The sequence below is a fragment of the Micromonospora lutea genome, assembly GCF_016863535.1.
GTDB classification, from domain to species: domain Bacteria; phylum Actinomycetota; class Actinomycetes; order Mycobacteriales; family Micromonosporaceae; genus Micromonospora; species Micromonospora lutea.
In genome coordinates, this window is sequence record NZ_BOPB01000020.1 from 20,587 (window position 1) to 44,485 (window position 23,899).

The window sequence follows — 23,899 nt, forward strand, 5'->3', positions numbered from 1 at the left end:
GGGAACGAAACTACGCCCCGACCGATGAATTTCGGTCGGGGCGTACGTCTGCGGAAAGGCAACCGCTCCTGCCCGGCGGATCGGTGGCCGGTCAGGCCGCGACCGGGCAGCTCACGCCCGGTCGGCCCGCCGTGGCCGGCTGCGCCGACTCCACGACGTACACGACGTCGTTGGTGCCGATGCCGCCGGCGGCGAACTGGGTGAGCCACCGGTCGGCACTGGCCAGGTCGATCACCTCGGTGAGTGTCTGGACATGGCCGGTCGCGATGTCGTACAGCCTGATGGACAGCATTACCCGCTCCTCCTTCCGGTGCGACGCCGGCCCAGGCGGGCCCGGGACCGGCGTCGGCTAGTGCGCGGCCACCGCACTAGTGACCGCCCCGGGCGCTCGCGATGACCAGGTCCACGAAGGTCGCCAGGTCCGGGTCCTCGAACAGGACCTCGACGTCGACCTCGATGCCGAGCTCCTCCTCGATCCGCCCGGTGATGCGGACGGCGGAGATCGACTGGCCCTGCAGGTCGAGGAAGGTGGCGTCGATCGGCGCGTCGTCCCGGACGCCGAGCACGTCCCGCCAGATGGCACCGACCCGGCGGCGCAGCTCGGGGACGTCCAGTGCGGTCGGGGTGGCCCCCGGAATCTCGTTCATCGGCACTCTCTTCCAGCACGCGCTCGGCTCTGTCCTCATCGTGCGGGGCGCCGGCAGTGGCGGGCATCTCTGCGAATGCGCACTCCGGAAGACCGGGCCGCCTCCTCGGACCAACCCCGGCCAGCAGCGGTCACCGCCGCGCACGTCGAGAGATGCCCGCCCGGCGGCGCTTGCCGAGACTTGCTGCGTGACGATCCACGTCCCCGCGCCGCAGCCGGTGCCGATCATCGACCTGGACCCGGTCGCCGCCGAGGTGCGGAAGGCGGTCCGGATGCTCGACCGGCTGCGCCCGGACACCCCGCCGGTCCTGTCCAGGTCGTACTGGGTCAGCGGTCCGCTCGATCTCGACGCCCTGCGGGCCGCTTGGCAACTGGTGCTCGACCGGCACGCGGCGCTGCACCCGGCACCGCAGACAGTGGACGGCGTGCCCGTCTCGTCGCCCGGACCGCACCCCGACTCCTTCGCGGTGCACGGGCATGAGGCCGCCCCAACCGCCCCAACCGCCCCCGCCGACCTCGGCACCGGCCCGCTCGCGCAGCTGACCGTGTACCCGGTCACCGTCCGACACCACCGCGTCGTGCTCCGCGCACACCTGGCCGTGGCGGACCCCACCTCGATGTCGGCCCTGGCCGCCGATCTCTCGACGGCGTACCGCGAGGCCGCTGCGATCGCGCCGGTCCGTGCCGCCACGCTCCCGCCCACCCCAGCACCGGACGCCGGCGTGCTCGCCACCGCCGGCGAGGTGGCCTTCGACTGGAGGCCGGACCTCGGGCGGGCCGTCCGGGACCTCGCCCTGCGGGAGGGCACCACCGTCGACACCGTGCTGCTGAGCGCCTGCCACGTCGTGCTGGCCCGGCACCGCGAGGACGACGACGGACCCATCGCCGTTGCGGAGGACCTGAGGCAGCCGGGACAGCAACACGTCGTCGGCCCGTTGACCACCCTGTCGCCGGTCGACGGGCGGGTCGGCGACGCGCAGACCTTCCGGGCGTACCTGCGGTGCATGGCGCGCCGCCGGCACGACGTCCGGCGACACCGGCCGCCGCCGTTGCGGTGGCTGGTCCGCGCCGGTGACCCGGACCTCGGCGGCGGGCCGCGCGCCACCGTGCTCGCCGTCGCGGTGCCGGCCCCGCTGCGGCTGGCCGGCACCGAGGTGCTGGCGCTGCCGTCCCCGGTTCGGGCGCTTCCCGTCGACCTGCTCCTCACCGTCGAGCCCACCATCGGGACCCTCGCCGGCACGCTCGCGTCCCCCGCCGACCGGATCGGCCGTCGCTGGATCATGGGCTTCCTCAGGCAACTGCGGACCCTGCTGACCGTGGCGCTGCGCGACCCTGACCTCCCGCTCGCCGAGCTACCGCTGGAGGACGCGGCGCACCGGGCCGCGACGCTCCACGCCGCCGACGCCACAGCGGTGCCGACGCCCCGGCCGGTGACCGAGCTGATCCACCGGTGCCGGGACCGCTTTCCCGACGCGGTGGCCGTCCGCGGCGAGACCGGCAACCTGACGTACGCGGAGCTGACCGCCGAGGCGTCGGCGCTGGCTGCCTGGCTGACCGCCCAGGTTCCGGTCGCCGGCCGCCCGGTGGCGCTGCGCCTGCCGATGGGACCGGCGCTGGTACGGGCCTCGCTGGCCGTGCTCTACGCCGGTGGCCACATCACCTGGCTGGACCCGGCCGACGCGGGGGACCGGGTCCAGACGCTCCTGGGCGACCTGAGCCCCGCCGTCCTGCTCCTCGGCGACGCCGCAACCGGCGAACCGTTGGCCGAATGGTTCCGCATCGCCCGAGGTGGGCTGGTGCTCACGACCGGGTCGGAGCCACTCCCGCCCGCCTCACCGCCCACACCATCCCCTGCCGCGCCGACGTCGGCGGCCTACGTCGCGTTCACCGCCGGGTCGACCGGGCGGCCGAAGGGGGTGGTGCAGACCCACGCGGCCCTGGCGCAGTTCGCCCTCTGGTTGGGGCGCACCGCGCAACTGCGACCGGGATCCCGCGTCGCGCAGTGGGCGGCCATCACACACGACCCGGCGCTGTGCGAGGTCTTCGCGGCGCTCACCTCCGGCGCGACCCTGGTCCCGGTGCCGCAGCGGGTACGCGTGCACCCGGAGCGCTTCGTCCACTGGCTGGACCGCGAGGGCATCACGATGGTGCAGACGGTGCCGAGCTTCGCCCGCGAACTGGTCGGCGTGATCGAAAAGGACGGCAGGGTTCCGGACCGGCTGGCTCACCTGTTCCTGATCGGGGAGGCTCTCGCCGCGGGTGTGGCGAACCGACTGCGCCAGGCGCTCACCGGCGTCCGACTGTGGAACCTGTACGGCCCGACCGAGACGGTCGCGGCCAGCGTCTACGAGATCGTGGCACCGGTCCACGGTGAGCGCGTCCCGATCGGCCGGTCGATACCCGGCCGGCAGGTCCTGGTCGTCGACGGGCGAGGCCGTCACTGCCCGGCCGGCGTGCCCGGCGAGATCGTGGTCCGCAGCCGCTACGCCGGCCCGGCATACCTGCCGGTCGGGGCCGGCGCCGGCCCCGACGACGCGTCGTTCCGTCCGCTGCCGGGCCTGCCCCCGGCCGCCGACCCGGCAGCCGGCTGCTACCGCACCGGTGACCTCGGTCGCCGCCGTCTCGACGGCGAGCTGGAATACCTCGGCCGCCGTGACCACCAGGTCAAACTCGCCGGTCACCGGCTCGAACTCGCGGCGGTGCAGGAAGGGCTGGCCGAGCATCCACATGTCATCGACTGCGCCGTGGCGCCGGTGACCGACCCGGACGGCCTGGTCAGCCGGCTGGTCGCCTTCGTGGCCCTGCGCGCAGGCGTGGAGCTGTCGGTGGTGGTGCCGGAGTTGCGCGGGCTGCTGCGCCGACGCCACGGGCCAGTGAGCCACCGCACCTCCTTCGTCCCGCTCGACCGGATCCCCCGCAACCCCGCCGGCAAGGTCGACCGGGCCCGGCTGCCCGATCCTCGCACCGTCGCCGACGACCCCGGACGGGCCGGGTCCGCCGGCCGCCCACGACGAACGGAAGAAGAGCATGGCTGACATCGACAGCGGCGCGACGCCGGTGGTCCTCGACGGTGCCGGACTCACCGTGGACGCGGTCCGGCAGGTGGCCGAAGGGGGAATGCCCTGCGTGGTGCCGGCGGCGTCGTTGGCCCGCGCGGTGACCAGCCGGCAGCGGTTCGAGGACATTGTCCGGCAGGGCGTGCCGGTGTACGGCGTGACGACCGGGTACGGCGAGATGATCTACATGCTGGTGGACCACCCCAAAGAGGTGGAACTCCAGACGAACCTGATCCGCAGCCACAGCGCCGGAGTCGGGCCGCACTTCTCCGAGGTGGAGGCTCGCGCGATCCTCGTCGCCCGGCTCAACGCCCTGGCCAAGGGCTACTCCGCCGTCCGTTCGGAACTGATCACCCGGCTGGAGATGTACCTGAACCTCGGCATCATCCCGGCCATCCCGGAGATCGGCTCGCTGGGCGCCAGCGGTGACCTGGCGCCGTTGTCACACATCGCCAGCACCCTGCTCGGCGAGGGCTACGTGCTGCGCGACGGTCAGCCGGTGCCGACCGCCGGGGTGCTGGGGGAGTACGGCATCGAGCCGCTGGAGCTGCGCTTCAAGGAAGGTCTCGCCCTGATCAACGGCACCTCCGCGATGACCGGGCTGGGTGCCCTGGTGCTCGGCCGGGCGGCCGAACAGGTCCGTCAGGCCGAGATCGTGGCCGCGCTGGTGATCGAGACCCTGCGCGGATCGACCGGTCCGTTCCTGGCCGAGGGGCACGATCTGGCCCGTCCCCACCCGGGCCAGATCGACTCCGCGGCGAACATGCGGGCCCTGCTCGACGGCAGCACGCTCGCCGTCACCCACACCGCCCTGCGCCAGCAGGTCGCCGAGGAGTGGCAGCACGAGCAGGCGGTCCAGCGCACCGAAATCTACCTGCAGAAGGCGTACTCGCTGCGTGCGGTCCCGCAGGTACTGGGCGCGGTACGGGACACCCTGGCCCACGCCCGCGCGACCGTCGAGATCGAGCTGAACTCGGCAAACGACAATCCACTCTTCTTCGGCAGCGGAGAGGTCTTCCACGGGGCCAACTTCCACGGCCAACCGGTCGCCTTCGCGATGGACTACGTGACCATCGCGTTGACCCAGCTCGGAGTGCTCTCCGAGCGGCGGACGAACCGGCTGCTCAACCGACATCTCAGCTACGGCCTGCCGGAGTTCCTGGTGCTCGGCGAACCGGGGCTCAACAGCGGCTTCGCCGGCGCGCAGTACCCGGCCACGGCGCTGGTCGCGGAGAACCGCACGATCGGCCCGGCCAGCATCCACAGCATCCCCTCCAACGGCGACAACCAGGACATCGTGAGCATGGGCCTGATCAGTGCCCGCAACGCCCGCCGGGTCCTCACGAACAACGACACCATCCTGGCGGTGGAGTTGCTGGCCGCCGCCCAGGCGGTCGATGTGGCTGGCCGCGCCGAAGGACTGGGCCCGGCCGGCCGTGCCGCGTACGACCTCACCCGCTCCCTCGCACCCACCCTCCGCGAGGACCGGTACATGGCCGACGACCTCGCCGCCGTGGCGACCGCGCTGAGCCGCGGCGAACTACTCGACGCCGTGCTGAGCGCCCGGGTGGTCCTGCGGTGACCCGTACGAACCAGAGCAATCCTGGAGGACATGACGTGACCGACGACGAATTCGACTACGACCTGATCGTGGTCGGCGGCGGACCGGGCGGCTCGACGGTCGCCACCCTGGTGGCGATGCAGGGGCACCGGGTCCTGCTGCTGGAGCGGGAGACATTTCCCCGGTATCAGATCGGGGAGTCGCTGCTGCCCTCGACCATCCACGGCGTGTGCCGGTTGACCGGCGTCACGGACGACCTGGCCCGAGCCGGCTTCCCCGTCAAACGAGGCGGCACGTTCCGTTGGGGCAGCAACCCGGAGCCGTGGACGTTCGCCTTCGCGATCTCACCCCGCTTCGCCAGTGAGGGCGCGACCGCGTACCAGGTCGAGCGGATGAAGTTCGACCAGATCCTGCTCGACAACGCCCGGCGCAAGGGCGTGACGGTACGCGAGCGGTGCGCGGTGGTCGACGTGCTGGAGGAGGGGGAGCGGGTGTGCGGCGTCCGCTTCGACGACGAGGACGGTGTACGCCGGGAACTGCGCAGCCGGTATGTGGTGGACGCGTCCGGTCACCGCAGCCGCATCCACCACCGGATCGGGGGCACGCGGCACTACTCGGACTTCTTCCGCAATCTCGCCCTGTTCGGCTACTTCGAGGGCGGTAAGCGGCTCCCCGAGCCCAACAGCGGCAACATCCTCGCCGTCGCCTTCCCCAGCGGCTGGTTCTGGTACATCCCGCTCAGCGACACCCTCACCAGCGTCGGCGCCGTCCTGCGGCCGGAGGCGCTGGACCGGGTCCGGGAGGGCGACCGGGAGACAGTGCTGCGCCAGCTGGTCAGCGAGTGCCCGCTGATCGCCGAGTACCTGGCCGAGGCGACCCGGGTGACCGACGGACCGTACGGCGAGGTGCGGGTCCGCAAGGACTACTCGTACCTCCATGACACCTTCACCCGACCCGGCATGCTGCTGGTCGGCGACGCGGCCTGCTTCATCGATCCGGTCTTCTCCTCCGGCGTGCACCTGGCCACGTTCAGCGCCCTGCTCGCCGCTCGGTCGATCAACAGCTGTCTGGCCGCAGAGCTGGACGAGCCGAGTGTCCTCCAGGAGTTCGAGACGCGCTACCGCCGCGAGTACGCCCTGTTCCACGACTTCCTCGTCGCCTTCTACGACACCCATCAGGACGAGGACTCGTACTTCTGGGCCGCCAAGCGCCTCAACGACGACGGTGTCGCCAGTGCGGTGCAGTCCTTCGTGCGGCTCGTCGGTGGCGGAGGTTCGGGCGAGGGCGCGCTCCTCGACCCCGACGCATACCTGCGCGATCGCAAGGAGGCGTTCCAGGAGCTGACCGACGTCGTGCAGAGCCCCGTCGCCGTACCGGGGGAGGACCGTGACCTGCTGGGTGCCGCACTGCTCAAGGACGTCCTCAAGGAGGGGGTCCGGATGCAGACCCAGGCGGCGCTGGGTGGCAACGTCGACGACCAACGCCCGATCCGTCCGGGCGGGCTCGTCCCGTCGGCCGACGGGATGCGGTGGCGCAGACCCGAGCCTCCGGCGACGGCCGGTGCGCCGGCACCTCGTGAGGCGGGGCATGACGCGGAATGAGCCCGGCCCGACGCCGTCGTTGTGGACCCTTCCGGAGGATCCTCCGACCCCCGGCGCGCAACGACCCGACCCGCTCTCCGGGCCGGCGCGGCGGTTCGCGCTCTCCCGGCAACAGGAGTTCCTCCGTCTGGTCGACAGCGGCGACGGATCCGGACCCTTCGGCCCGCGCTACACCATCGTCGGCGGGTGGCGGATCACCGGACCGCTCGATGTCGCGGTGCTGCGGACCGCCCTCGCCGACGTCGTCGCGCGGCACGAGTCGCTGCGGACGTCGATCGTCCGGGAGCCCCGTGATCCGCACCAGCTGGTCCGCCCGCCCGAGGAGCCGAGCCTGGACGTCGAGGCGCTGCCGAGCACCGGCACGGACCGGGATCGGGACGCGGAGATCCTGCTCAACGAGGTGGAGTCCCGGCCGGTACCGATGACGCAGCGCCCCAGCCTGCGGGCGTACCTGGGGCGGTTCGACCGTGCGGACGCCGTACTCGTGCTCGCCGCTCACCACACCGCTGTCGACGGCTGGTCGATCCAGGTGGTCCTGCGCGACCTGGCGCTCTGCTACCGCGCGCGACGCTCCGGCCGCTCTCCCGAGCTGCCCGAGGTGCGCCAGTATCAGGACTACGTGCGGTGGCAGCGGCAGGCGGCCGACGCTCCCGCCGCCGCCACCGCCCGCAGGTACTGGCGCGACCACCTGGCTGGGGCGGTGGTCACACCGATACCGTTGGACTGGCCCCGCGGGCGGCAACAGTCCGACGGCACCGGGTGGTACCGCTTCGGGTACGACGACGACCTGCGTCGCCGGGTGCAGGCGTACGCGGCCGACCGGCGCTGCACCCCCTTCATGGTGCTGGCGGCGGCGTACCTGCGGCAACTCGCCGACGCCACCGGGCTCGACGAGGTGGTCATGCCGACCTTCACCCCCGGACGCCGTCCGGCGTGGACGCTCGACATGGTCGGCTCGTTCTTCAACCTGCTGCCGCTGCGGGTCGCCACGCCGCCGGGTGACCGCTTCGCCGACCTGGTGGACCGGGTCAGAGCCACCTGCGTGGCGGCCTACCGCCACGAGATTCCCTTCGTCGACCTGCTGACCGTGGCACCCGCCCTGATGGGTGCGGCGGCCGGCGAGGAACACGCGTCCTGCGTGTTCCAACTGGTCCAGTCCCCGTTCATGACCATCGACGAGCGCATCGGCGACCTGACCTACCGGGCCCTGCGGCGGCGACTGCGGTCGCAGGAGATTGGCTCGCAGATCCCGGACGGCGCGCTCTGGGCGGTCGAGTTCGACGCCGCCGGCGGCATCGTCGGCAGCATCGGCTACCGCCGCAGCCAGTTCCGCGCCGCCACGATGGCCGGCCTGGCCGACAACTACCGCGACACCCTGGACCGCGCGCTGCCCGCCTGAGCGGCAGCGCCGGTCATGCCCGCACCGAGGGCGAGACCACCACGCGCCGGTACGCCTCGCTGTTCGCGAGGCGTACCGGACCGACCCGACCGGAGGTGACGATGCCCGTGGAGGCGGAGTCCACATACCACGACCTGCTCCAGGCCGACGACAGCCGCGACCTCCTGGCCGAGGCCCAGACCATGCTGCGCATCATCCTGGCCCGCCACCCACAGGCCAGCTCGTTGATCGAGGTGGGGTGCGGCGCGGGCGAGCGGTTGCGGGTGCTGGGCCAGCGCATCAGCCTCGTCGAGGGCGTCGTTGCCGACGACGCGACGGCGCGCGTAGCCCGACGCTCGTCGCCCGGTACCACGATCCACCAGGCGCGCCTGGGCGGGCTCGACCTGGGCCGCCGCTACGACGTCGTGGCCTGCCTGTACGACGGGCTGGCCGAGCTTCCGCTCGCCGGCTACCGCGAGGTGCTGCGGAACCTGGCCGAGCTGCTGGACACCGGAGGGCTTCTGCTGCTCGCCCCGTTCTGGATGCCCGACGTGGCGATCCGGCGCACGGCCAGCGACGAACTGAGCCGTGGTGACGACGGCCGCACGCTCGCGCGGGTGTCGCGGGGCGCACCCCGCGACGGCGCACACCGCCTCGAACGGCACGTCCTGTTGGCTGAGGGTGACGGCGTCCGGCATGCCGCGGATAGCCGGACGCTGCACGCGTTCGGCCGGCGCGAACACCTGAACGCGCTGGCGGCGGCGGGATGCGCCGCCGACTTCCTCCCCACCGGCCTCACCGGACGGCCCCTGCTGGTGGGCGTACGCCGACCAGCGGGCCGTCCCGGCACCGAGCCGTCCCCCGTTCCCACGTTCTGACCCGACCGCTAGCGAGGGAGAGACATGCGCGTCCTGTTCGCCATCGACCCGTCGATCGCCCACCTGTACCCCATGGTGCCCACGGCCTGGGCGCTGCAGAGCGCCGGCCATGAGGTGCGGCTGGCTTCCCCGGCTGCCTTCAGCGACCAGATCGCCGCCACCGGGCTGACCCCGGTGCCGTTGGGTGACGCGGCCTGGGCGGCCCGGATCAGCGACGACCCGCTGGAGCCGAAGGGGCACCTGGAGGCGGAGCGGTACGCCGAAGTGCTCGGCCTCGGCCCGGAGGAGCGCGAGTACTGGTACCTCTTCTTCCAGTACCTGCTGACCCCCACCGCGGACTACCTGCGCCCGGACCGCCCGGAGGCCGCCGCTCTCATCGACTTCGCCCGCGCCTGGCGACCGGATCTGGTGATCTGGGATCTCACCCAGGCGGCCGGCGCCATCGCGGCCCGGGTCAGCGGGGCGGCGCACGCGCGGCTCGTGTTCGCCTACGACCCGGCGAGCTGGAGCCTCGACCGTCTCGCCGCCGGCCGGGACGCTCTCGTCGCGGCCGGTCTCGACGAGAATCCACTGGCCACGCTGGTGCGTCCGCTCGCCGACCGGTACGGCGTGGAGCTCGACGACGAACTGCTGGTCGGGCAGTGGACCCTGGACACCGCGCCGCCCGGACTGGAGCTACCGACCCGGACCCGCAAGGTGCCCCTGCGGTACGTGCCGTACAACGGTGCGGCCCCGGTACCGGACTGGCTGCGGGAGCCGGCTGAGCGGCCGAGGATCTGCCTGACCCTCGGCGAGTCCTACCGACGTTTCATCCGGGGCGACTGGAACCGCACCCCGATGCTGCTGGAGGCCCTGGCCGACCTCGACGTCGACGTTGTCGCCACCCTCAACGACGTGCAGTTGGACGGACGCATCCCACCCCCGAACGTGCGCACGCTGGACTACCTGCCGCTCAACCTGATCCTGCCGACCTGCGCGGCGGTCATCCACCACGGTGGTCTGGGTACCTTCCAGGCGGCCGTCGCCGCGCGGGTGCCGCAGCTCGTCTGCGACACCCGGGAATCGATCATGCTGCGGATGGAGGAGGACGTCTCGGAGGAGTCGACCGAAGAGACCGGCATCTACCGCTCCGGCGTCGAGTACGGCGTACGCGAGCTGGACGCCCGAGAGCAACGGCCTGCCGTGCGCTGGGTGATGCCGGCCAAGAAGCTCGAGGCGACCCCGGTCGCCAACTACGTCGTCTCCCGGGGCGCAGGCGTGCGGCTGGACCACCAGACGCAGTCGGTGACGGAGCTGCGCGAGGCGATCCGGACCGTGCTCGACGACGCGTCCTACCGGCGGGGCGCCGAGGCGATCTATGATGTCTGGCGGGCCATGCCCAGCCCGAACGACGTCGTGCCGGTCCTCGAGAGCCTTGCCGGGGACGCCCGGAACCGACGGTAGAAAATCGCCGCTCTCTTCGGCCCGCCCGGTGGACGCTCGTCGCCATCGGGGCGGGCCGATGGCCGACGCAGGAGGCAGCCGCACACCATGACCGACCCCCCGATCGTGGACGCCGAGCAGGCCACCCCCTTCAGCGAGCGCTCCGCCTACACTGACGCCCTCGCCGCCGCCCGGGCCGCCGCCGCCACGTACCACAACGGCAGTGATCTGCTGATGGACGACGCCGCCTACGACGCCCTGCTGGCCCGGATCGCCGCCACCGAGGCCCGCGAGCCGAGGTGGAAGCCGGTGGACTCGCCGACCGAGCTGGTGGCCGCGGGTGTCGCGGCCGGCGGCGAGATCGAGCACAGCGAGCCGATGCTCGGCCTGGACAACGTCTTCGGCGAGGAGCAGCTGCGGCGCTGGGCGGGCCGACTGGAGCGGCTGCTCAACCGCCCGGCCGACGCGCTCGTCGTCGAGCCGAAGATTGACGGCCTGGCGATCGCGGCGTGGTACGTCGACGGTCGCCTGACCCGGGTAGCCACCCGGGGAGACGGGCGGGCGGGTGAGGATGTGACCGCTCAGGCCCGGCGTGCCGCCGGCCTGCCCGGGCAGCTCGACCGGCCGTTGACCGTCGAGATCCGCGGTGAGGTCTTCATGACCGACGCGGACTTCGTCGTGGCCAACGAACTGCGCACCGGGCACGGCGAACCTCCCTTTGCGCATCCGCGCAGCGCCGCCGCCGGCACGCTTCGCGCCGAGGGCCGTGCCTACGACGCACCGCTGTCCTTCATCGCCTACGACGTGCGCGGCGCGGTCAGCACGGCGGCCGACGGCCCGCCGCCGCACTCGGTGGAGATGGCCGCCCTCGCGGAACTCGGAGTCACCTCCACCGCGGACACCGGCGGCATGACCGTCTGCGCCACCATCGACGAGGCGGTCGCGGCGGTCGAGTCGCTGAGGGTCGCGCGCGGCGCCCTCGGGTACGGCGTCGACGGCGCGGTGGTCAAGGCGGACCGGCCACGGGACCGGGAGCTGGCCGGGTCGTCGAGTCGGGCACCGCGGTGGGGCATCGCCTGCAAGTTTCCCGCGGACACCCGCACCACCACGCTGCTCGGCATCGAGGTGCAGATCGGCCGGACCGGTGTGGTCACGCCGGTGGCGGTGCTGGAGCCGGTGCAGATCAGCGGCGTCACCGTCACCTCGGCGACGCTCCACAACTTCGAGGACCTGGCCCGGCGCAACGTCCGGGCGGGCGACATCGTCTTCGTCCGGCGTGCCGGCGACGTCATTCCGGAGATCACCGGGGCGATGCTCGACCGCCGTGATCCGGCCTCCACGCCGTACCAGCCGCCGGTGACCTGCCCGCGGTGTGACGGCCCGCTGGACCGCTCGCAGAAGCGGTGGCGGTGCGCGGCGGGCCGGGCCTGCGGCGCCCACGAGGCGTTGACGCACTTCGTCACCCGCGACGCGATGGACATCGACGGGCTCGGCGGCAAGATCATCCAATCGCTGGTGGCCGCCGGGATGGTCACCGACCCGGCCGATCTGTACGACCTCGACGCAGCACGGCTGGTGGCCCTGGAACGGATGGGCGAGGTCTCGGCGACCAAGCTCGTCGCCAGCATCCAGGCATCGGCCCGCCGCCCGTTGTCGCGGGTGCTCATCGGGCTCGGCGTACGGATGACCGGGCGGGCCCTGTCACGGCGGATGGCCCGGCACTTCGGCACGATGCGGGCCCTGCTCGACGCCGGCGTGGACGAGTTGCAGCAGGTGGACGGGATCGGTCCGGAGCGGGCCGCCACCATCGTCGCCGACCTCGTGGAGCTGACCCCGCTGATCGACCGGCTAGCCGCGCGCGGGGTCAACCTGGTCGAGCCGGCCGCCACGCCACCGGCGGATACCGGAACCGGACCCGCCCCGGTCGGCGCGACCGGTGGGCTGCTGCGCCGGCCCGACGGCACCCCGATGCGGGTGGTGGTGACCGGCGCCGTGCCGGGGCTGAGCCGTACCGAGGGCAACGAGGCGGTGGAACGGCTGGGAGGCAGCGCCTCCGGGTCGGTCTCCGCTCGCACCGACCTGGTGGTGGTCGGCGAGGGAGCAGGGGGCAAGGCCGACAAGGCGGCCACTCTCGGTGTCCGGATCATGCCGGCCGAGCGCTTCGCCGCCCTGGTCGCCGCTCATGACGCCGGGGACGCCGCGGCGGCCGCGCTCCTGGTCGACGACTGAGGGCTTCTCGCGCTCGGCTGTGCGGTGGTTCAGTGCGGCGGGCGCGGGCCCTCGTAGCAGGACAGGTCGGGGACCCGCCAGCCGGTCAGGTCGTACTCGGCCAGGCACGTGTCGACGAGGGCCTTGCACCCGGCCAGGTCACCGTCGGCGATCGCCGCCGAGAGCAGCTCGACCCGGGTGTTCTCGTGGTTGCCGGCGTAGTTGCGCTCGTACAGCTCGTGCCGGCCGCCGAACTCCGACCCGACGGCGTCCCACAGCAGCTTCATCACCTTCACCCGCTCGACTGCCTCGATGCCCTGCGAACCGCGCAGATATCGGTCGAGGTACGGGCGGATCTCGGCATTCGCGAAGTCCTCGACGCCGGAGTTCACGTAGATGAGGCCGCTGGCCACGTCCTGCAGCACGATCTCCCGTACCCGCGGATAGCCCACCTGCATGAACCACCGATACGCCGCTCCGTACCGCGGATTGGGCAGCACGGAGCCGTCGTGCCACGGCACCGGATCGCGGGCAGCGGCGCCCGCCAGCCCCTGGAACATGTTGCGCCACGCCAACACCTCACCCAGCCGGCTCTGCACGCCCCGGAAGTCGGCGGTGCCCGTCGTCTCCAGTGCCTTGGCCAGCAGGCCGGCCAGGAACTCCAGCTTCACCGCGAGGCGTACGCAGCCGTGGAAGGTGAACCGTTCGGTGAATCCCGAGCGGCCGGCAAAGGTCTGAACCTTGGCCAGGTCGCCGTAGACGAAGACGTTCTCCCACGGGATGAGGACCTTGTCGAGCACCAGGATCGTGTCGTTCTCGTCCAACCGGGACGACAGCGGGTAGTCGAACGGGCTGCCCATCACGTTCGCGGTGGCCGCGTACGAGGGACGACAGATCAGCCGTACCCCCGGCGCGTCCGTTGGCACGGCCGCGACCAGCGCGAACTCGCGCCGGGCCACGGGAAGGCCGTAGTGGGCGACGAACGTGTGGTGGGTCAGGGCGGCCCCGGTCGCCACCACCTTCGCGCCGCTCACCACGAGCCCGGCGTCGGTCTCCCGTTCCACCCGGACGAACACGTCCGCGACCTGGTCGGGTCGGCGCGACCGGTCCACCGGCGGGTGCACGATGGCGTGGCTCCAGTAGAGCACCCGCTCCTGTGACACCCGGTACCAGTGGCGCGCGTTGTCGGCGAAGGGCTGGTAGAAGTCGGCGTTGGCGCCCAGCGTGCCGAGGAAGGACGCCTTGTAGTCCGGGCTGCGCCCCAGCCAGCCGTAGCTCATCCGGGCCCAGGCGGCGATGGCCCGCTCGGCGGCGACCAGGTCCTCGGCGCTGCGTGGGGTGGTGAAGAACCGGTGCGTGTAGCCCTCGCTGCCGGGGGCGTCACAGGCGGTGGTGAGCACCGATCGGTGCTCGTCGGAGTGCAGCGCGTCGTAGAGCCGGGCGGTCATCCGGATCGGGTTGTGGAAGGCGGGGTGACGGGTCACGTCCCGAATCCGCTCGCCGTACAGGTAGACCGCCCGACCGTCGCGGAGCGTCTCGACGTACTCGTCGCCGGTCAGCGGCCGGGTCGCCGGGCTCATCGGCCGGCACCGCTGTCCGGCAGGGCCAACCACCAGGGGTTGGCCCGCGCCCAGGAGACGGTGCGGTCAAGCCCCTCCGGCAGGCCGGTCCGCGCGCTCCACCCGAGCAGCAGCCGGGCGCGGCTGGTGTCGGGGATCCGCCGCGGCAGATCCTGGTAGCTCGCGCCGAGCCGCTCGGCGGTGTCGACCGCGACCGCGCCGTCACGAGTTCCGGACACGGCGGTGACCAGCGCGACCGCGTCGGCGACGGTGGTCTCGTGGGTGTGCCCGATGTTGATCGCCTTGCCGATGGCCTGCGCGCTGGCCCCGGCGAGGATGGTGCCCTCGACCGCGTCGGCCACGTAGGTGAAGCTGCGCGTCTGGTTGCCGTCGTCGTAGACGATCGGCGGACGGCCGTTCAGCACCCGGTGCACGCTGCGGCTGATCACGTACGCCGGGCGTTGGCGGGGGCCGTAGACGTTGAAGTAGCGGACCACGCCGGCGGCCAGGCCGTGCTGCTGCACGAACCCGAAGGTGAGGTGCTCGGCGAGCGCCTTGCTGCTGGAGTAGCTCCACCGCTGGGCGCTGGTCGGGCCGAGCACCCGGTCGGCGTCCTCACGCCAGGGCACCGCCGGGTTCTTGCCGAAGATCTCGCTGGTGCTGGCGACGACCACCCGCGCGTCGACCTCGGAGGCGCGCTCCAGCACCCGTTGCGTTCCGACGAAGTTGACGTCGATGACCTCCAACGGACGGTCCAGGTACATGTCGACGCCCACGGCCGCGGCCAGATGGTAGACCACCTGCACGCCCCGCGTGATCACCTTGGCCAGCCGGTCCGGGTCCCGCACGTCACCGCGTACGTGCCGGGCGTGCCGGCGCAGCAGGTTGAGGTGCGCCGGAGGGTCGCCGCTGTCGAGCACGGTCACCTGCGCCCCGGCCATGACCAGGCGTTCGGCGAGGTGGCTGCCGACGAACCCGTGGCCGCCGGTGACGACCACGCGGGGGCCGCTCACCGGCCGATCCCGCGGTAGGTGTAACCCAGGCGTTCCAGCATCGCGATCTTCTCCTTGGACAGATACGCACGTCCGTCGAGGACCAGGCAGGACTCGGCGACCGGCAGCCGGGCGAAGTCGAGAGCCTGGAACTCGCGGTGCATGGCCAGCAGGGCGACACAGTGGGCACCCCGCACCGCCTCCTCGACGGTGGCCGTGACCGGCAGGCCGAAGGTCTGGTGGGCGTGTACCGGATCGACAAGCGGGTCGTGTACCCGGACCCGGACGCCGGTCGCGCGCAGCGCCGCCACCACCGGCTCGGTCGGGGTCGCCCGCAGGTCGCCGGTGTCGTTCTTGAACGCCAGACCGAGCACCGCCACCGTCGCCTCGGCCGGGGGCACCCCACGGGTGGCCAGGTCGTCGAGGATCAGCCGGGCGGTGTAACCGGGCATCCGCTGGTTGACCTCGCGGCCGGCTGCCGCGGTGGTGATCTCCAGCCCGTGCCGGCGGGCGGACTGCCACACCATCCAGGGGTCCTTGGTCAGGCAGGAGCCGCCGACGCCGACGCTCGGCCGCAGGATGTTGACGTGGCCGTCGCCCTTCGGGATCGCGTTCGCGGCGGTGATCACGTCCAGCACGTCGACCCCGTACAGATCGCAGAACATCGCCAGCTCGTTGGCCAGGGCGATGTTCAGGTCGATCCACCAGTTGTCGGCCAGCTTGACGATCTCCGCGGCCTCGAGCGACTGCTGAGGCAGTGTCGGCGTGCCGAGCGAGCTGTGCAGGAAGTCCGCGGCGAGCCGCGTGCTGTAAGGGTCGAAACCCCCGACGACCACCGGCAGCGTACGCAGGTCGTGCAGCGCCGTACCCTCGGCGAGCCGCTCCGGCGCGTAGGCCAGCGCGAAGTCCGTGCCGGCCCGTAGGCCGCTCGCCTCCAACAGCGGGCGGACGAGGTCCCTGGTGGTGCCGGGGGGCACGGTGCTCTTGAGGATCACCAGGTGCCCGGAGCGCAGGTTCGCGCACAACGCCGTACAGGCCGCCCGGAGGTGTTCGTCGGCCAGTGACCCGTCCTGCCGGACCGGGGTGGCGACGGTGAGCAGGACGACGTCGGCGCTGGCGCAGGCCCGCTCGGCCGTGGTCGCGCGGAGCCGACCACGGCCGACCTCGGTGGCGATCAGATCGGTCAGGCCTGGTTCCTTGAGCGGTGTGGTGCCACGGTTGAGCTGTTCCACCAGGGCGGCGTCGGTGTCCACGCCGACGACGGAGAGGCCCCGATCGGCGAGGGTCGCGGCGACACACGATCCGACGTAGCCCATGCCGACGACCGCGACCACGGGTGGTTCGGTCACGCCGCTCCTCCCGTCCGGCCTGTGGTGTGCCCGGATTCGGTCCGCACCCGGCGCGGTGGAGCCGCCGGGCCCACCCGCGGTGTGGCATTGGACATGCGTGTTCCCTCACCCTCGTCACACAGATCAACTCCCGGTCCGACGCTGTTGCCGCAGCGTCGGACCGGGAGGGTGTTCGGGATCGCCAGCCGCCGGCAGCCGGTCAACGGTGAGCTGGGCTGAGCTGGGTTCGTTTCCCGATGCCACAGATCCTGTCGCCGATCGGCGGGCACGGCATCTCCCTGCATGCCCACCCAGACCGGTCGTCGGGGACGCCCGGATGCGGCTGCCGAGCCGACCCGGGTCGAGCAATCTCGGATGTGCCCCGGCCGGTCGGTACTGGCGACGATGACGGTCGGCGGAAGGAGTACGACGACGTGAATGACCCCGAGCTGGTGTCAGTCGCCCCAACCTGCCGGCTCTGTGCCGGCCCGGTGCGCGAATGGATGGATCTTGGCCGGCAACCGGCCTCCAACGCCTTTCCCCGGCCGGACGAGACCGGCGCGGAGCGATTCTTCCGGCTGGCGGTCGGCATCTGTGCCGACTGCACGATGGTCCAGCAGTTGGAGGCGATGCCGACCGACCGCATGTTCCGTGCCGACTATCCCTACCGCTCGTCCACCTCGGACGGCCTGCGCCGGCACTTCGAGGCGGTGGCCGACTGGCTGCGCGACACCGAACTCACCGACCGCGCCGACCTGGTCGTCGAGATCGGCTGCAACGACGGGGTCATGCTCGGTGTGCTCGGCGCGTCGGGTATCCGGCACCTCGGCGTGGACCCGTCGGCCGGCGCCGCGCACGCGGCCATGGCCCGGGGCGCCGAGGTTCAGGTCGACTTCTTCGACGAAATCTCCGCCGCGACGATCCGCGCCGAGCGGGGGCCGGCCAGGGTCGTGTTCTCGGCCAACACCATCAGCCACGTCGCCGACATCGGCACCGTGTTCCGGGGGGTCGACCGACTTCTCACGCCGGACGGGATCTTCGTGTTCGAGGACCGGTACGTCGCCGACATCGTGGAGTACGCGTACTTCGACCAGATCTACGACGAGCACTTCTACCTGTTCTCGGTGCGCGCGGTGGACGCGATGGTGGCCCGATTCGGCTTCGAGCTGGTCGACGTGGCACGGATCCCGATCCACGGCGGCTCGCTGCGCTTCACCGTCGCGCGGCCCGGTGCCCGCCCTCGCCGCGACAGCGTGGACCGGATGATCGAGGAGGAGGCGCGCACCGCGATCGGCGAGTACGACACGTACCTCCGATTCGCCCGGCAGATCGAACGCGTCGGCGCCGACCTGGTCGCCTTACTGACCGACCTGCGTGACGCCGGGCGACGGGTGGTCGGCTACGGCGCCACCTCCAAGAGCGCGACAGTCACCAACTTCTGCGGCATCGGGCCCGACCTGGTGCCGTTCATCTGCGACACCACCCCGGAGAAGCAGGGCCGGCTCTCACCGGGGATGCACATCCCGGTGCGCCCGCACGCGGCGTTCGCGGATCCGTACCCCGACTACGCCCTGCTCTTCGCCTGGAACCACGCTGAGGAGATCATGGCCAAGGAGCGTCACTTCGTGGCTCAGGGCGGACGCTGGATCCTCTACGTCCCACACGTGCGCATCGTGTGAGTACACCCCCGACACCGACGTGGCGGCCCGGGTACCCGGGCCGCCACGTTCGTCCTCCGCCATGAGCCGCCGGTCCACGGCGGACGGCGCCCGACTCTATGCCGAGGTCGGGTTGTGCCATGCCGAGTGCAGCCCTGGGCCAGCCACCCGCGCCGCGGTGAGACTGGCCCAGGCGGCCAGCTCCAGCAGGCGGCGGTCGGCCGGGTCGTACCGCCGGTAGCTCGCCACCATCGAGTCGGTGACCCGGTACGAGAAGAACGCAATGGTCAGCGCGAGCCGCCCGGCACTCCGGTCCCGCACCGGGAGCCCGTCGAGCGCCGCCTCCACCTCACCGGGGTCGGTGAGCGCCCGCGGCCCGGCCAGCAATTCGGGCAGCAGCCGACGGACGGACGAGGGAACCGCCGACTCGGCGGCACCGTCGATGGCTCCGTACGCCCGGGCGAAGGCGCTGTGCAGTGTGGGAGCCGGCCGCGCCCAGCTGAGGTCCGGCGGCGGGTCCGCCGGCGGCAGCAGGTCCAGCTGCCGCCCCGGGGCACCGCCACGGCGGGCCAGCCGGCCCATCATGAGCGCGGCCAGCCAGCGGACCGCGCCGAGCGCCGGTGAAGGCACGGCCGGCAGTGGCGAGGGCGCGACGAAGACGTTCACCATGCGGTTGAGGTAGTGGAAGAGAACCGCCACGCCGATCAGGTGGGCCAGCTCGGTGGGGTCGAGCCGGGCCGTGGAAACGGGTGGGACGTCGCCACCGTGCCGGAAGAACGCGGCGATCTCCCGCAGCCGGGGCTCGGCTATCTCGGAGATCCGGTCGTCGGCCACCGCAGCGGAATCCGGGCCGCGGAGCAGCCCGCGCAGCGCGCTGCTGTGCACCTCGACGCAGTACGGGCAGCGGTTGGCCAGGGAGACCGCGGCGGCGACCGCCTCTCGGGTGTTCCGGTCGACCGGGCCGTCGCAGAGCAGGGCCTCGCGCAGCATCAACCAGCAGGCGCCGAGGACCGGTGGCGCGGCGGCATGCAGCGTGATCGGCGGGGCGAGCAAACCGAACTCACGGGCGAGCTGGCGGTAGACCTGGCGGACCAGCGGGGGCGCGGTCCGCGGCGGGACAGGGCGTAGGTGTTCGATGTGTCGCTGGGTGACCCGGTTGGTCAGCCGGGCGAGCAGGATGCCCATGGCGTCTCCTCTGGCGACCGTTCCGCGCTCACGCGGCCAGCGGCGGCGGCAGCGCCCTCGTTCGGGTGCCGTCGGGACTGGGCGCGCCGTAGCTGACGGCGACGCCCCGCCGCTGGGCCGCGCGCACCAGGCCGGGTACGGCGCGTTCGGCCAACGCGGCGATGGTCAGGGCGGGGTTGACGGTCAACGCTCCCGGCACCGCCGAGCCGTCGGTGACGAAGATGCCTGGATGGTCCCGCAACTCGTGGCGGTCGTCCAGGGCGGAGGTCGCCGGGTCGTCGCCGATGCGGCAGGACGACAGCGGGTGCACGGTGTAGGCGCCCACCTGGTCGTTGGTCCACGGCCTGACCCGGGCCAGGCCGTCGCGTTCCAGGATGTCCCGGACCTCGGCGTCGGACTCGGCCCAGCCGCGCAGCGTGTTCTCGGTCGGGTCGTAGCGCAGGGAACCACGGCCGAGCATCTGCTGGGCGATCCGCTCGGCGTTGCCGCGCTGTGGTGGGGCGCCGAAGACCCCCTCGTTGTCGTCCTCGCTCATGGTGAAGACCGTCAGCCAGGAACGCCACCGGCGCAGCATCTCCTTTTTCTCCCGGCCGAACCAGGTCGGACCGGTGGCGCCGGGCACCTGGGCGAGGACGGTGCCCAGGCCGGGCGGGAAGTACAACTGCTCCAGCGAGAAGCGGCTGTACTCGGGCAACGAGTCGTCGAGCTTGTCCCAGGTGGCCACGCACGGACCCCGCCCGATCTGGTACGCCTCGTACGCGGTGCCGTCGCCCCGGTCGAGCCCGAGCAGATCGCGGGCCCGCGCCTCGTCCACCACAGCGGTGTTCAGCCGCTCGCCGTTGCCGGAGAAGTAGCGGCCGACGGCCGGTGGCATCGTGCCCAGTGCTCCCGCCGACCGTTGCAGGATGACCGGGGTGGCGCCGGCCCCAGCGGCGAGCACCACGATCTTCGCCTCGATGACGCCGGTGCCCCGGGTGAGGCGGTAGTCGGTGTCGTCGACGACGTCGTAGTGGACCTGGTATCCGCCCGTCGGAGTCCGGGTCAGCCGCTGCACCTCGTGCAGGGGCCGGATCCGGGCGCCGTGGGCGAGCGCGGCGGGCAGATAGTTCAGCAGCAGCGACCGTTTGGCGTCGAACCGGCAACCGGCCATCATCCAGTTGCAGTTCGTGCAGAGAGTTTTGTCGATGGCCGAGGGGACGGGGTTGGCGGTACGCCCGGCGCGGGAGCAGGCGGCGGCGAAGAGGCCGCCGGCGAACGGCACGTCGTCCCAGGTCTGCTCGGTCACCGGCAACGCGTCGCTGACGACGTCGTACCACGGGTCCAGGGTGTCCCGGTCGATCGAGGAAGGCCACATCCGCCGGCCGAGACCACCGGTGCGGTCGAAGACGAACCGAGGGGCGCGCGGCATGGTGGCGAAGTAGACGACACTGCCACCGCCGACGCAGTTGCCGGCGAGCACGCTCATCCCATCACCGACGGTGAAGTCGAAGATCCGGGTGTACGACGAGCCGAGGAGGAAGTCGTGCTGGAACTCGTGGCTGGCGAGCCACGGGCCTCGTTCCAGCACCACCACCCGGGCCCCGCCGGCGGCGAGGTGGTACGCCGGGATCGCGCCGCCGAAGCCGCTGCCCACGACGACGACGTCGGTCTGCTCGATGCTGGTCATGCCGGGCTTCCCGTCGCCGTGGTGTGCGGGTGGACGGAGGCCAACCGCCGCCGGTAGGAGAAGTGCGGGAACCGCCAGAGCCCGTCGGCGTCCGGCCGGCGCAGGCCGACCAGGGACAGCCCGGGGTGCCCCTGGGCGAGCGCCTCGGCGGTGGGCAGATGCGGGGCGCTGTCGAAGGCCATGGTGCAGAACAGGGCGACGCCGAACCACACCTCCCGTTCCGGATGTGACGGGTCGGTCAGCTCCTGGACCAGAGCGGTGCGGGTATCGAAGTCGAGGGCGACGAACGGTGGCACCGCCGGATCCAGGATGTGCTGCCCGGCCCGCGCGTGGTTCTGCGCGTGCATGTTGAGCAGGCCGGCCATCCCGTCCAGCGCCTCTGCCAGCCCCAGCGCGGGATCCGCGAGCACCTCCAGCGCACCCGCCTGCACCGCGCCCGGATCGTCCTCGACACCCGCGATCGCCCGGTCGTCGGGTGACCGCTTGACGCCCGGAATGATCGTGTCGGCGAAAGCCTCCAGCGTCGCCCTGGTCGCCGGATCGGCCGGCGTAGTGGCGGCCATCACCGGTCCCGCCCGGCGGCGCCCGGTGCCATGGCCGCGCCCGCGGAGAACTGTCCCGGCCGGCGGCCCGGGCCCGCCGGGCCACGGTAGGCCTGGGCGAGGTCCAGCCAGTGCTCGGCGTCGACCCCGGTCGCCCGCAGGGCGAGGTCGTCCCGGTGTCGTCGCCGGGTGACCAGCAGACAGAGGTCGACGGCGGGGCCCTCGATCAGTTCGGCGTCCGGCGGCCCGTGCACCCAGACCTCGCCCGAAGGTGCGGTCAGCTCGAACCGGAAGCCCTGCCCAACGGGCGTCAGGCCCCGACTGAGGTAGCCGAAGTCCCAGGTCCGGACGGCGAAATCGACCACGTGCCGGATCCGGTCGGTGCGCTCGGGCACCCGGCCCAGGGCATCGGCGACATCCTGACCATGCGCGAACAGCTCCATCATCCCGGCGGCGGCCAGGACCGGGGCCGGCAGCGGCCGCACGAGCCAGGGCACGACCTGGCCGGCCGGCACCCCGGCGAGCGCCTCCACCGCCGTGGTCCACTCCTCGCGCCAGCGTCCGCGCAGGGCCGCCGTGCCGCCGTCGAGATAGCGGGACAGCGCCACCGCCACGTTGGCGTCGAAGTCGTCACTGAGCTGCGCCGTGAGCGCCCGGAACGCCTCGGCGTCGGAGGCGGCGATCGCCGCCATCCGGAAGACCGCGCTCAGATGCGCGACCTGGTGCCGGATCTCCCAGCCAACCGCCGGCGTCGGTCGAGCCCAGTCGTCGGGGTCCAGCGTGTCCAGCAGCTGGTCGAATTCCGCGCAGTCGTCCGCCAGATCGGCGAACACGTTCGACTCGTCCATCTCGTTCCTTCGCGGTTGATGGGGCCCCGTCCACCCCGCGGGCCCGCCGTCACGGCGGCGTGCGGGCGAACGCGTCGGGGCAGTGGCGAGGTTCAGCCTGCCGACGCGGCCGGACGGCGTCCTCTCCCGCTGTGCGCTTCTGCCCGGCGACGTGGCCGCCACGGTGGCTGCCCTGCTCCGGTCGTCGCCTGCTCGGGAGGGGGCACTGGGCACAGCGGAAGAAGAATCGCCCGCCCCGGTAGCCGACGATGGAACCGCCGTCGGTAGCTGACGGTGATCAGTCGACCTCGGTAGGAGAGTGGGAGCGATGCCCACCATCGTCGGTTCGCTACGTCGCCACGTCCTGGCTCCGTCGTGGCAGGAGGTGGGCTTCGTCGTGCGGGGTTTCCCGACCACCACCTCGGCCGCGACGAGGCATCTGGAGGCGATCCCGCAGGCGGTCGTGTGTGGATTCGAGTGGGGTATCGACTCGTGCAACCTGTCGGAGGCGGAACAACGCCTCGCGCTGGTCGACCCGTACCTGCAGGGCTTCGCGTACGAGGGCGCCACGATGGCCTTCACCATCCGGGACGCGATGTCGATGTTCCGGACCAGCCGCACCCGCGATCTGCTCCTCGGGCCGGGGCGGCCACACGTATTCCTCAACTACATCGGCATCGGGTTCGCCATGGCGCGGTTACCACGGGCGACCTGGCGCCGGATCCTGCCGGAGCTGTCCGGACTGCCCTACCACCCGACGATGAGCTGGCTCGCCGTCGACGGGTACGGCTTCGATCTGGCCTTCTTCGACGTCGAACGTTGGGTCGGCAGGGGCGAACGACCGCGTCCGTACCCGTGGGCGGGTGCGCCCGACTACTTTCTGCGGGCCGTGGATCAGGGGGTCGGCCGCGCCCTGTGGTTCATCCACGGTGCCCGACCCGACGACGTGGCGACGGCGATCGGCCGCTTCGCCGGCGAGCGGCAGGCCGACCTGTGGGCCGGTGCCGGCCTGGCGGCCACCTTCGCCGGCGGGTGCGACCCGGCCGGCCTGGTGACGCTGCGCCGGCACGCCGGTGGGCACCGGCCACACCTGGCCCAGGGGGCGGTCTTCGCGGCCCGGGCCCGCACCTTCTCCGGTGCGGTGCCGCCGCACACCGAGGACACCGTCGCGGTGCTGACCGGCCTGTCGGTCGCCGCCGCGTCGACCCTGGCCGACGAGGTCGCGGTCGATGGGCCGACGGCCGGGCGTGCCGATCCTCCGTACGAGATGTGGCGCCGCCGGATCCGGTCGCACCTGACCAGTGAGCCGGCAGGTACGCCGGAGTCCTGACCCATCCATGGCGGGTAGTCGACCCGCCGTCACCCACGTCGCGCAGGCGGATCGGACGGACG

The 23,899-nt window shown here is 72.3% G+C and carries 18 protein-coding genes; 9 read left to right on the forward strand and 9 right to left on the reverse strand.

Annotated elements, in window-relative coordinates; all coding sequences use genetic code 11:
* Positions 1–91: 91 nt before the first annotated feature.
* Positions 92–292 carry a hypothetical protein gene (locus Vlu01_RS17815; RefSeq protein WP_204000824.1) on the reverse strand — a complete coding sequence of 67 codons (201 nt, stop codon included), beginning with the start codon at positions 290–292 and terminating at the stop codon, positions 92–94.
* A 76-nt stretch (positions 293–368) separates the two neighbouring features.
* Entirely contained in the window at positions 369–647 is a 279-nt protein-coding gene (locus tag Vlu01_RS17820; protein WP_204000826.1) for a phosphopantetheine-binding protein, read from the reverse strand.
* A 187-nt stretch (positions 648–834) separates the two neighbouring features.
* Here Vlu01_RS17820 and Vlu01_RS17825 point away from each other — a divergent pair, with 187 nt between their 5' ends.
* From Vlu01_RS17825 to ligA, 7 genes are all read left to right on the forward strand, one after another.
* The gene (locus tag Vlu01_RS17825) at positions 835–3,681 is read left to right on the forward strand and encodes an AMP-binding protein (RefSeq protein ID WP_204000828.1); all 2,847 of its coding nucleotides are present in this window, start codon (positions 835–837) and stop codon (positions 3,679–3,681) included.
* Complete coding sequence (gene cmdF, locus Vlu01_RS17830; protein ID WP_204000830.1) at positions 3,674–5,284, forward strand: tyrosine 2,3-aminomutase; 1,611 nt, start codon at positions 3,674–3,676, stop codon at positions 5,282–5,284. The genes Vlu01_RS17825 and cmdF overlap by 8 nt, the downstream gene beginning before the upstream one ends.
* 35 nt (positions 5,285–5,319) lie before the next feature.
* A complete protein-coding gene (locus Vlu01_RS17835) occupies positions 5,320–6,864 on the forward strand; it encodes a tryptophan 7-halogenase (RefSeq protein WP_239095966.1) in 1,545 nt (514 codons plus the stop codon).
* Complete coding sequence (locus Vlu01_RS17840; protein ID WP_204000834.1) at positions 6,851–8,263, forward strand: condensation domain-containing protein; 1,413 nt, start codon at positions 6,851–6,853, stop codon at positions 8,261–8,263. Before Vlu01_RS17835 ends, Vlu01_RS17840 begins: the two co-directional genes overlap by 14 nt.
* A 101-nt stretch (positions 8,264–8,364) precedes the next feature.
* A complete protein-coding gene (locus Vlu01_RS17845) occupies positions 8,365–9,120 on the forward strand; it encodes a class I SAM-dependent methyltransferase (RefSeq protein WP_204000837.1) in 756 nt (251 codons plus the stop codon).
* 24 nt (positions 9,121–9,144) lie between these two features.
* Positions 9,145–10,563, forward strand: coding sequence for a nucleotide disphospho-sugar-binding domain-containing protein (locus Vlu01_RS17850; protein WP_204000840.1), 1,419 nt, complete (start codon positions 9,145–9,147; stop codon positions 10,561–10,563).
* Between the two features lie 87 nt (positions 10,564–10,650).
* Positions 10,651–12,771, forward strand: a complete 2,121-nt coding sequence (gene ligA / locus Vlu01_RS17855) for an NAD-dependent DNA ligase LigA (RefSeq protein ID WP_204000843.1) — start codon at positions 10,651–10,653, stop codon at positions 12,769–12,771.
* Positions 12,772–12,800: 29 nt separating this feature from the next.
* On the opposite strand, the gene Vlu01_RS17860 is transcribed toward ligA, so the two are convergent.
* Genes Vlu01_RS17860 through Vlu01_RS17870 form a run of 3 tightly spaced genes read right to left on the reverse strand, consistent with a single transcriptional unit; the run spans position 12,801 to position 16,650 of the window.
* Positions 12,801–14,330, reverse strand: coding sequence for a 4-hydroxyphenylacetate 3-hydroxylase family protein (locus Vlu01_RS17860; protein WP_204000846.1), 1,530 nt, complete (start codon positions 14,328–14,330; stop codon positions 12,801–12,803).
* Complete coding sequence (locus tag Vlu01_RS17865; protein ID WP_204000849.1) at positions 14,327–15,322, reverse strand: NAD-dependent epimerase/dehydratase family protein; 996 nt, start codon at positions 15,320–15,322, stop codon at positions 14,327–14,329. Before Vlu01_RS17865 ends, Vlu01_RS17860 begins: the two co-directional genes overlap by 4 nt.
* On the reverse strand, positions 15,319–16,650 hold the full coding sequence (locus Vlu01_RS17870) for a nucleotide sugar dehydrogenase (protein WP_204000852.1): 1,332 nt from the start codon (positions 16,648–16,650) through the stop codon (positions 15,319–15,321). Before Vlu01_RS17870 ends, Vlu01_RS17865 begins: the two co-directional genes overlap by 4 nt.
* A gap of 413 nt (positions 16,651–17,063) precedes the next feature.
* On the opposite strand from Vlu01_RS17870, the gene Vlu01_RS17875 reads away from it, so the two are divergent.
* Positions 17,064–18,308, forward strand: a complete 1,245-nt coding sequence (locus Vlu01_RS17875; RefSeq protein WP_275409369.1) for a class I SAM-dependent methyltransferase — start codon at positions 17,064–17,066, stop codon at positions 18,306–18,308.
* Between the two features lie 96 nt (positions 18,309–18,404).
* On the opposite strand, the gene Vlu01_RS17880 is transcribed toward Vlu01_RS17875, so the two are convergent.
* Genes Vlu01_RS17880 through Vlu01_RS17895 form a run of 4 tightly spaced genes read right to left on the reverse strand, consistent with a single transcriptional unit; the run spans position 18,405 to position 22,528 of the window.
* Positions 18,405–19,472, reverse strand: coding sequence for a carboxymuconolactone decarboxylase family protein (locus tag Vlu01_RS17880; RefSeq protein ID WP_204000859.1), 1,068 nt, complete (start codon positions 19,470–19,472; stop codon positions 18,405–18,407).
* 28 nt (positions 19,473–19,500) lie between these two features.
* Entirely contained in the window at positions 19,501–21,138 is a 1,638-nt protein-coding gene (locus Vlu01_RS17885; RefSeq protein ID WP_204000862.1) for a GMC family oxidoreductase N-terminal domain-containing protein, read from the reverse strand.
* Positions 21,135–21,701: a DUF5987 family protein gene (locus Vlu01_RS17890; protein WP_204000865.1), complete on the reverse strand. Its 567-nt coding sequence runs from the start codon at positions 21,699–21,701 to the stop codon at positions 21,135–21,137. The genes Vlu01_RS17885 and Vlu01_RS17890 overlap by 4 nt, the downstream gene beginning before the upstream one ends.
* The gene (locus tag Vlu01_RS17895) at positions 21,701–22,528 is read right to left on the reverse strand and encodes a TIGR03084 family metal-binding protein (protein ID WP_204000867.1); all 828 of its coding nucleotides are present in this window, start codon (positions 22,526–22,528) and stop codon (positions 21,701–21,703) included. Before Vlu01_RS17895 ends, Vlu01_RS17890 begins: the two co-directional genes overlap by 1 nt.
* Positions 22,529–22,835: 307 nt before the next feature.
* Between Vlu01_RS17895 and Vlu01_RS17900 the strand changes: the two genes are divergently transcribed.
* Positions 22,836–23,837, forward strand: a complete 1,002-nt coding sequence (locus Vlu01_RS17900; protein ID WP_204000869.1) for a DUF1702 family protein — start codon at positions 22,836–22,838, stop codon at positions 23,835–23,837.
* Positions 23,838–23,899 lie beyond the last annotated feature (62 nt).

Bases quoted from the DNA above. Each gene is read 5' to 3' on its own strand.
- Vlu01_RS17815 (WP_204000824.1), bottom strand. From the start codon at position 292: ATGCTGTCCATCAGGCTGTACGACATCGCGACCGGCCATGTCCAGACA.
- Vlu01_RS17820 (WP_204000826.1), bottom strand. From the start codon at position 647: ATGAACGAGATTCCGGGGGCCACCCCGACCGCACTGGACGTCCCCGAG.
- cmdF (WP_204000830.1), top strand. From the start codon at position 3,674: ATGGCTGACATCGACAGCGGCGCGACGCCGGTGGTCCTCGACGGTGCC.
- Vlu01_RS17840 (WP_204000834.1), top strand. From the start codon at position 6,851: ATGACGCGGAATGAGCCCGGCCCGACGCCGTCGTTGTGGACCCTTCCG.
- Vlu01_RS17845 (WP_204000837.1), top strand. From the start codon at position 8,365: ATGCCCGTGGAGGCGGAGTCCACATACCACGACCTGCTCCAGGCCGAC.
- Vlu01_RS17850 (WP_204000840.1), top strand. From the start codon at position 9,145: ATGCGCGTCCTGTTCGCCATCGACCCGTCGATCGCCCACCTGTACCCC.
- ligA (WP_204000843.1), top strand. From the start codon at position 10,651: ATGACCGACCCCCCGATCGTGGACGCCGAGCAGGCCACCCCCTTCAGC.
- Vlu01_RS17860 (WP_204000846.1), bottom strand. From the start codon at position 14,330: ATGAGCCCGGCGACCCGGCCGCTGACCGGCGACGAGTACGTCGAGACG.
- Vlu01_RS17880 (WP_204000859.1), bottom strand. From the start codon at position 19,472: ATGGGCATCCTGCTCGCCCGGCTGACCAACCGGGTCACCCAGCGACAC.
- Vlu01_RS17885 (WP_204000862.1), bottom strand. From the start codon at position 21,138: ATGACCAGCATCGAGCAGACCGACGTCGTCGTCGTGGGCAGCGGCTTC.
- Vlu01_RS17890 (WP_204000865.1), bottom strand. From the start codon at position 21,701: ATGGCCGCCACTACGCCGGCCGATCCGGCGACCAGGGCGACGCTGGAG.
- Vlu01_RS17895 (WP_204000867.1), bottom strand. From the start codon at position 22,528: ATGGACGAGTCGAACGTGTTCGCCGATCTGGCGGACGACTGCGCGGAA.
- Vlu01_RS17900 (WP_204000869.1), top strand. From the start codon at position 22,836: ATGCCCACCATCGTCGGTTCGCTACGTCGCCACGTCCTGGCTCCGTCG.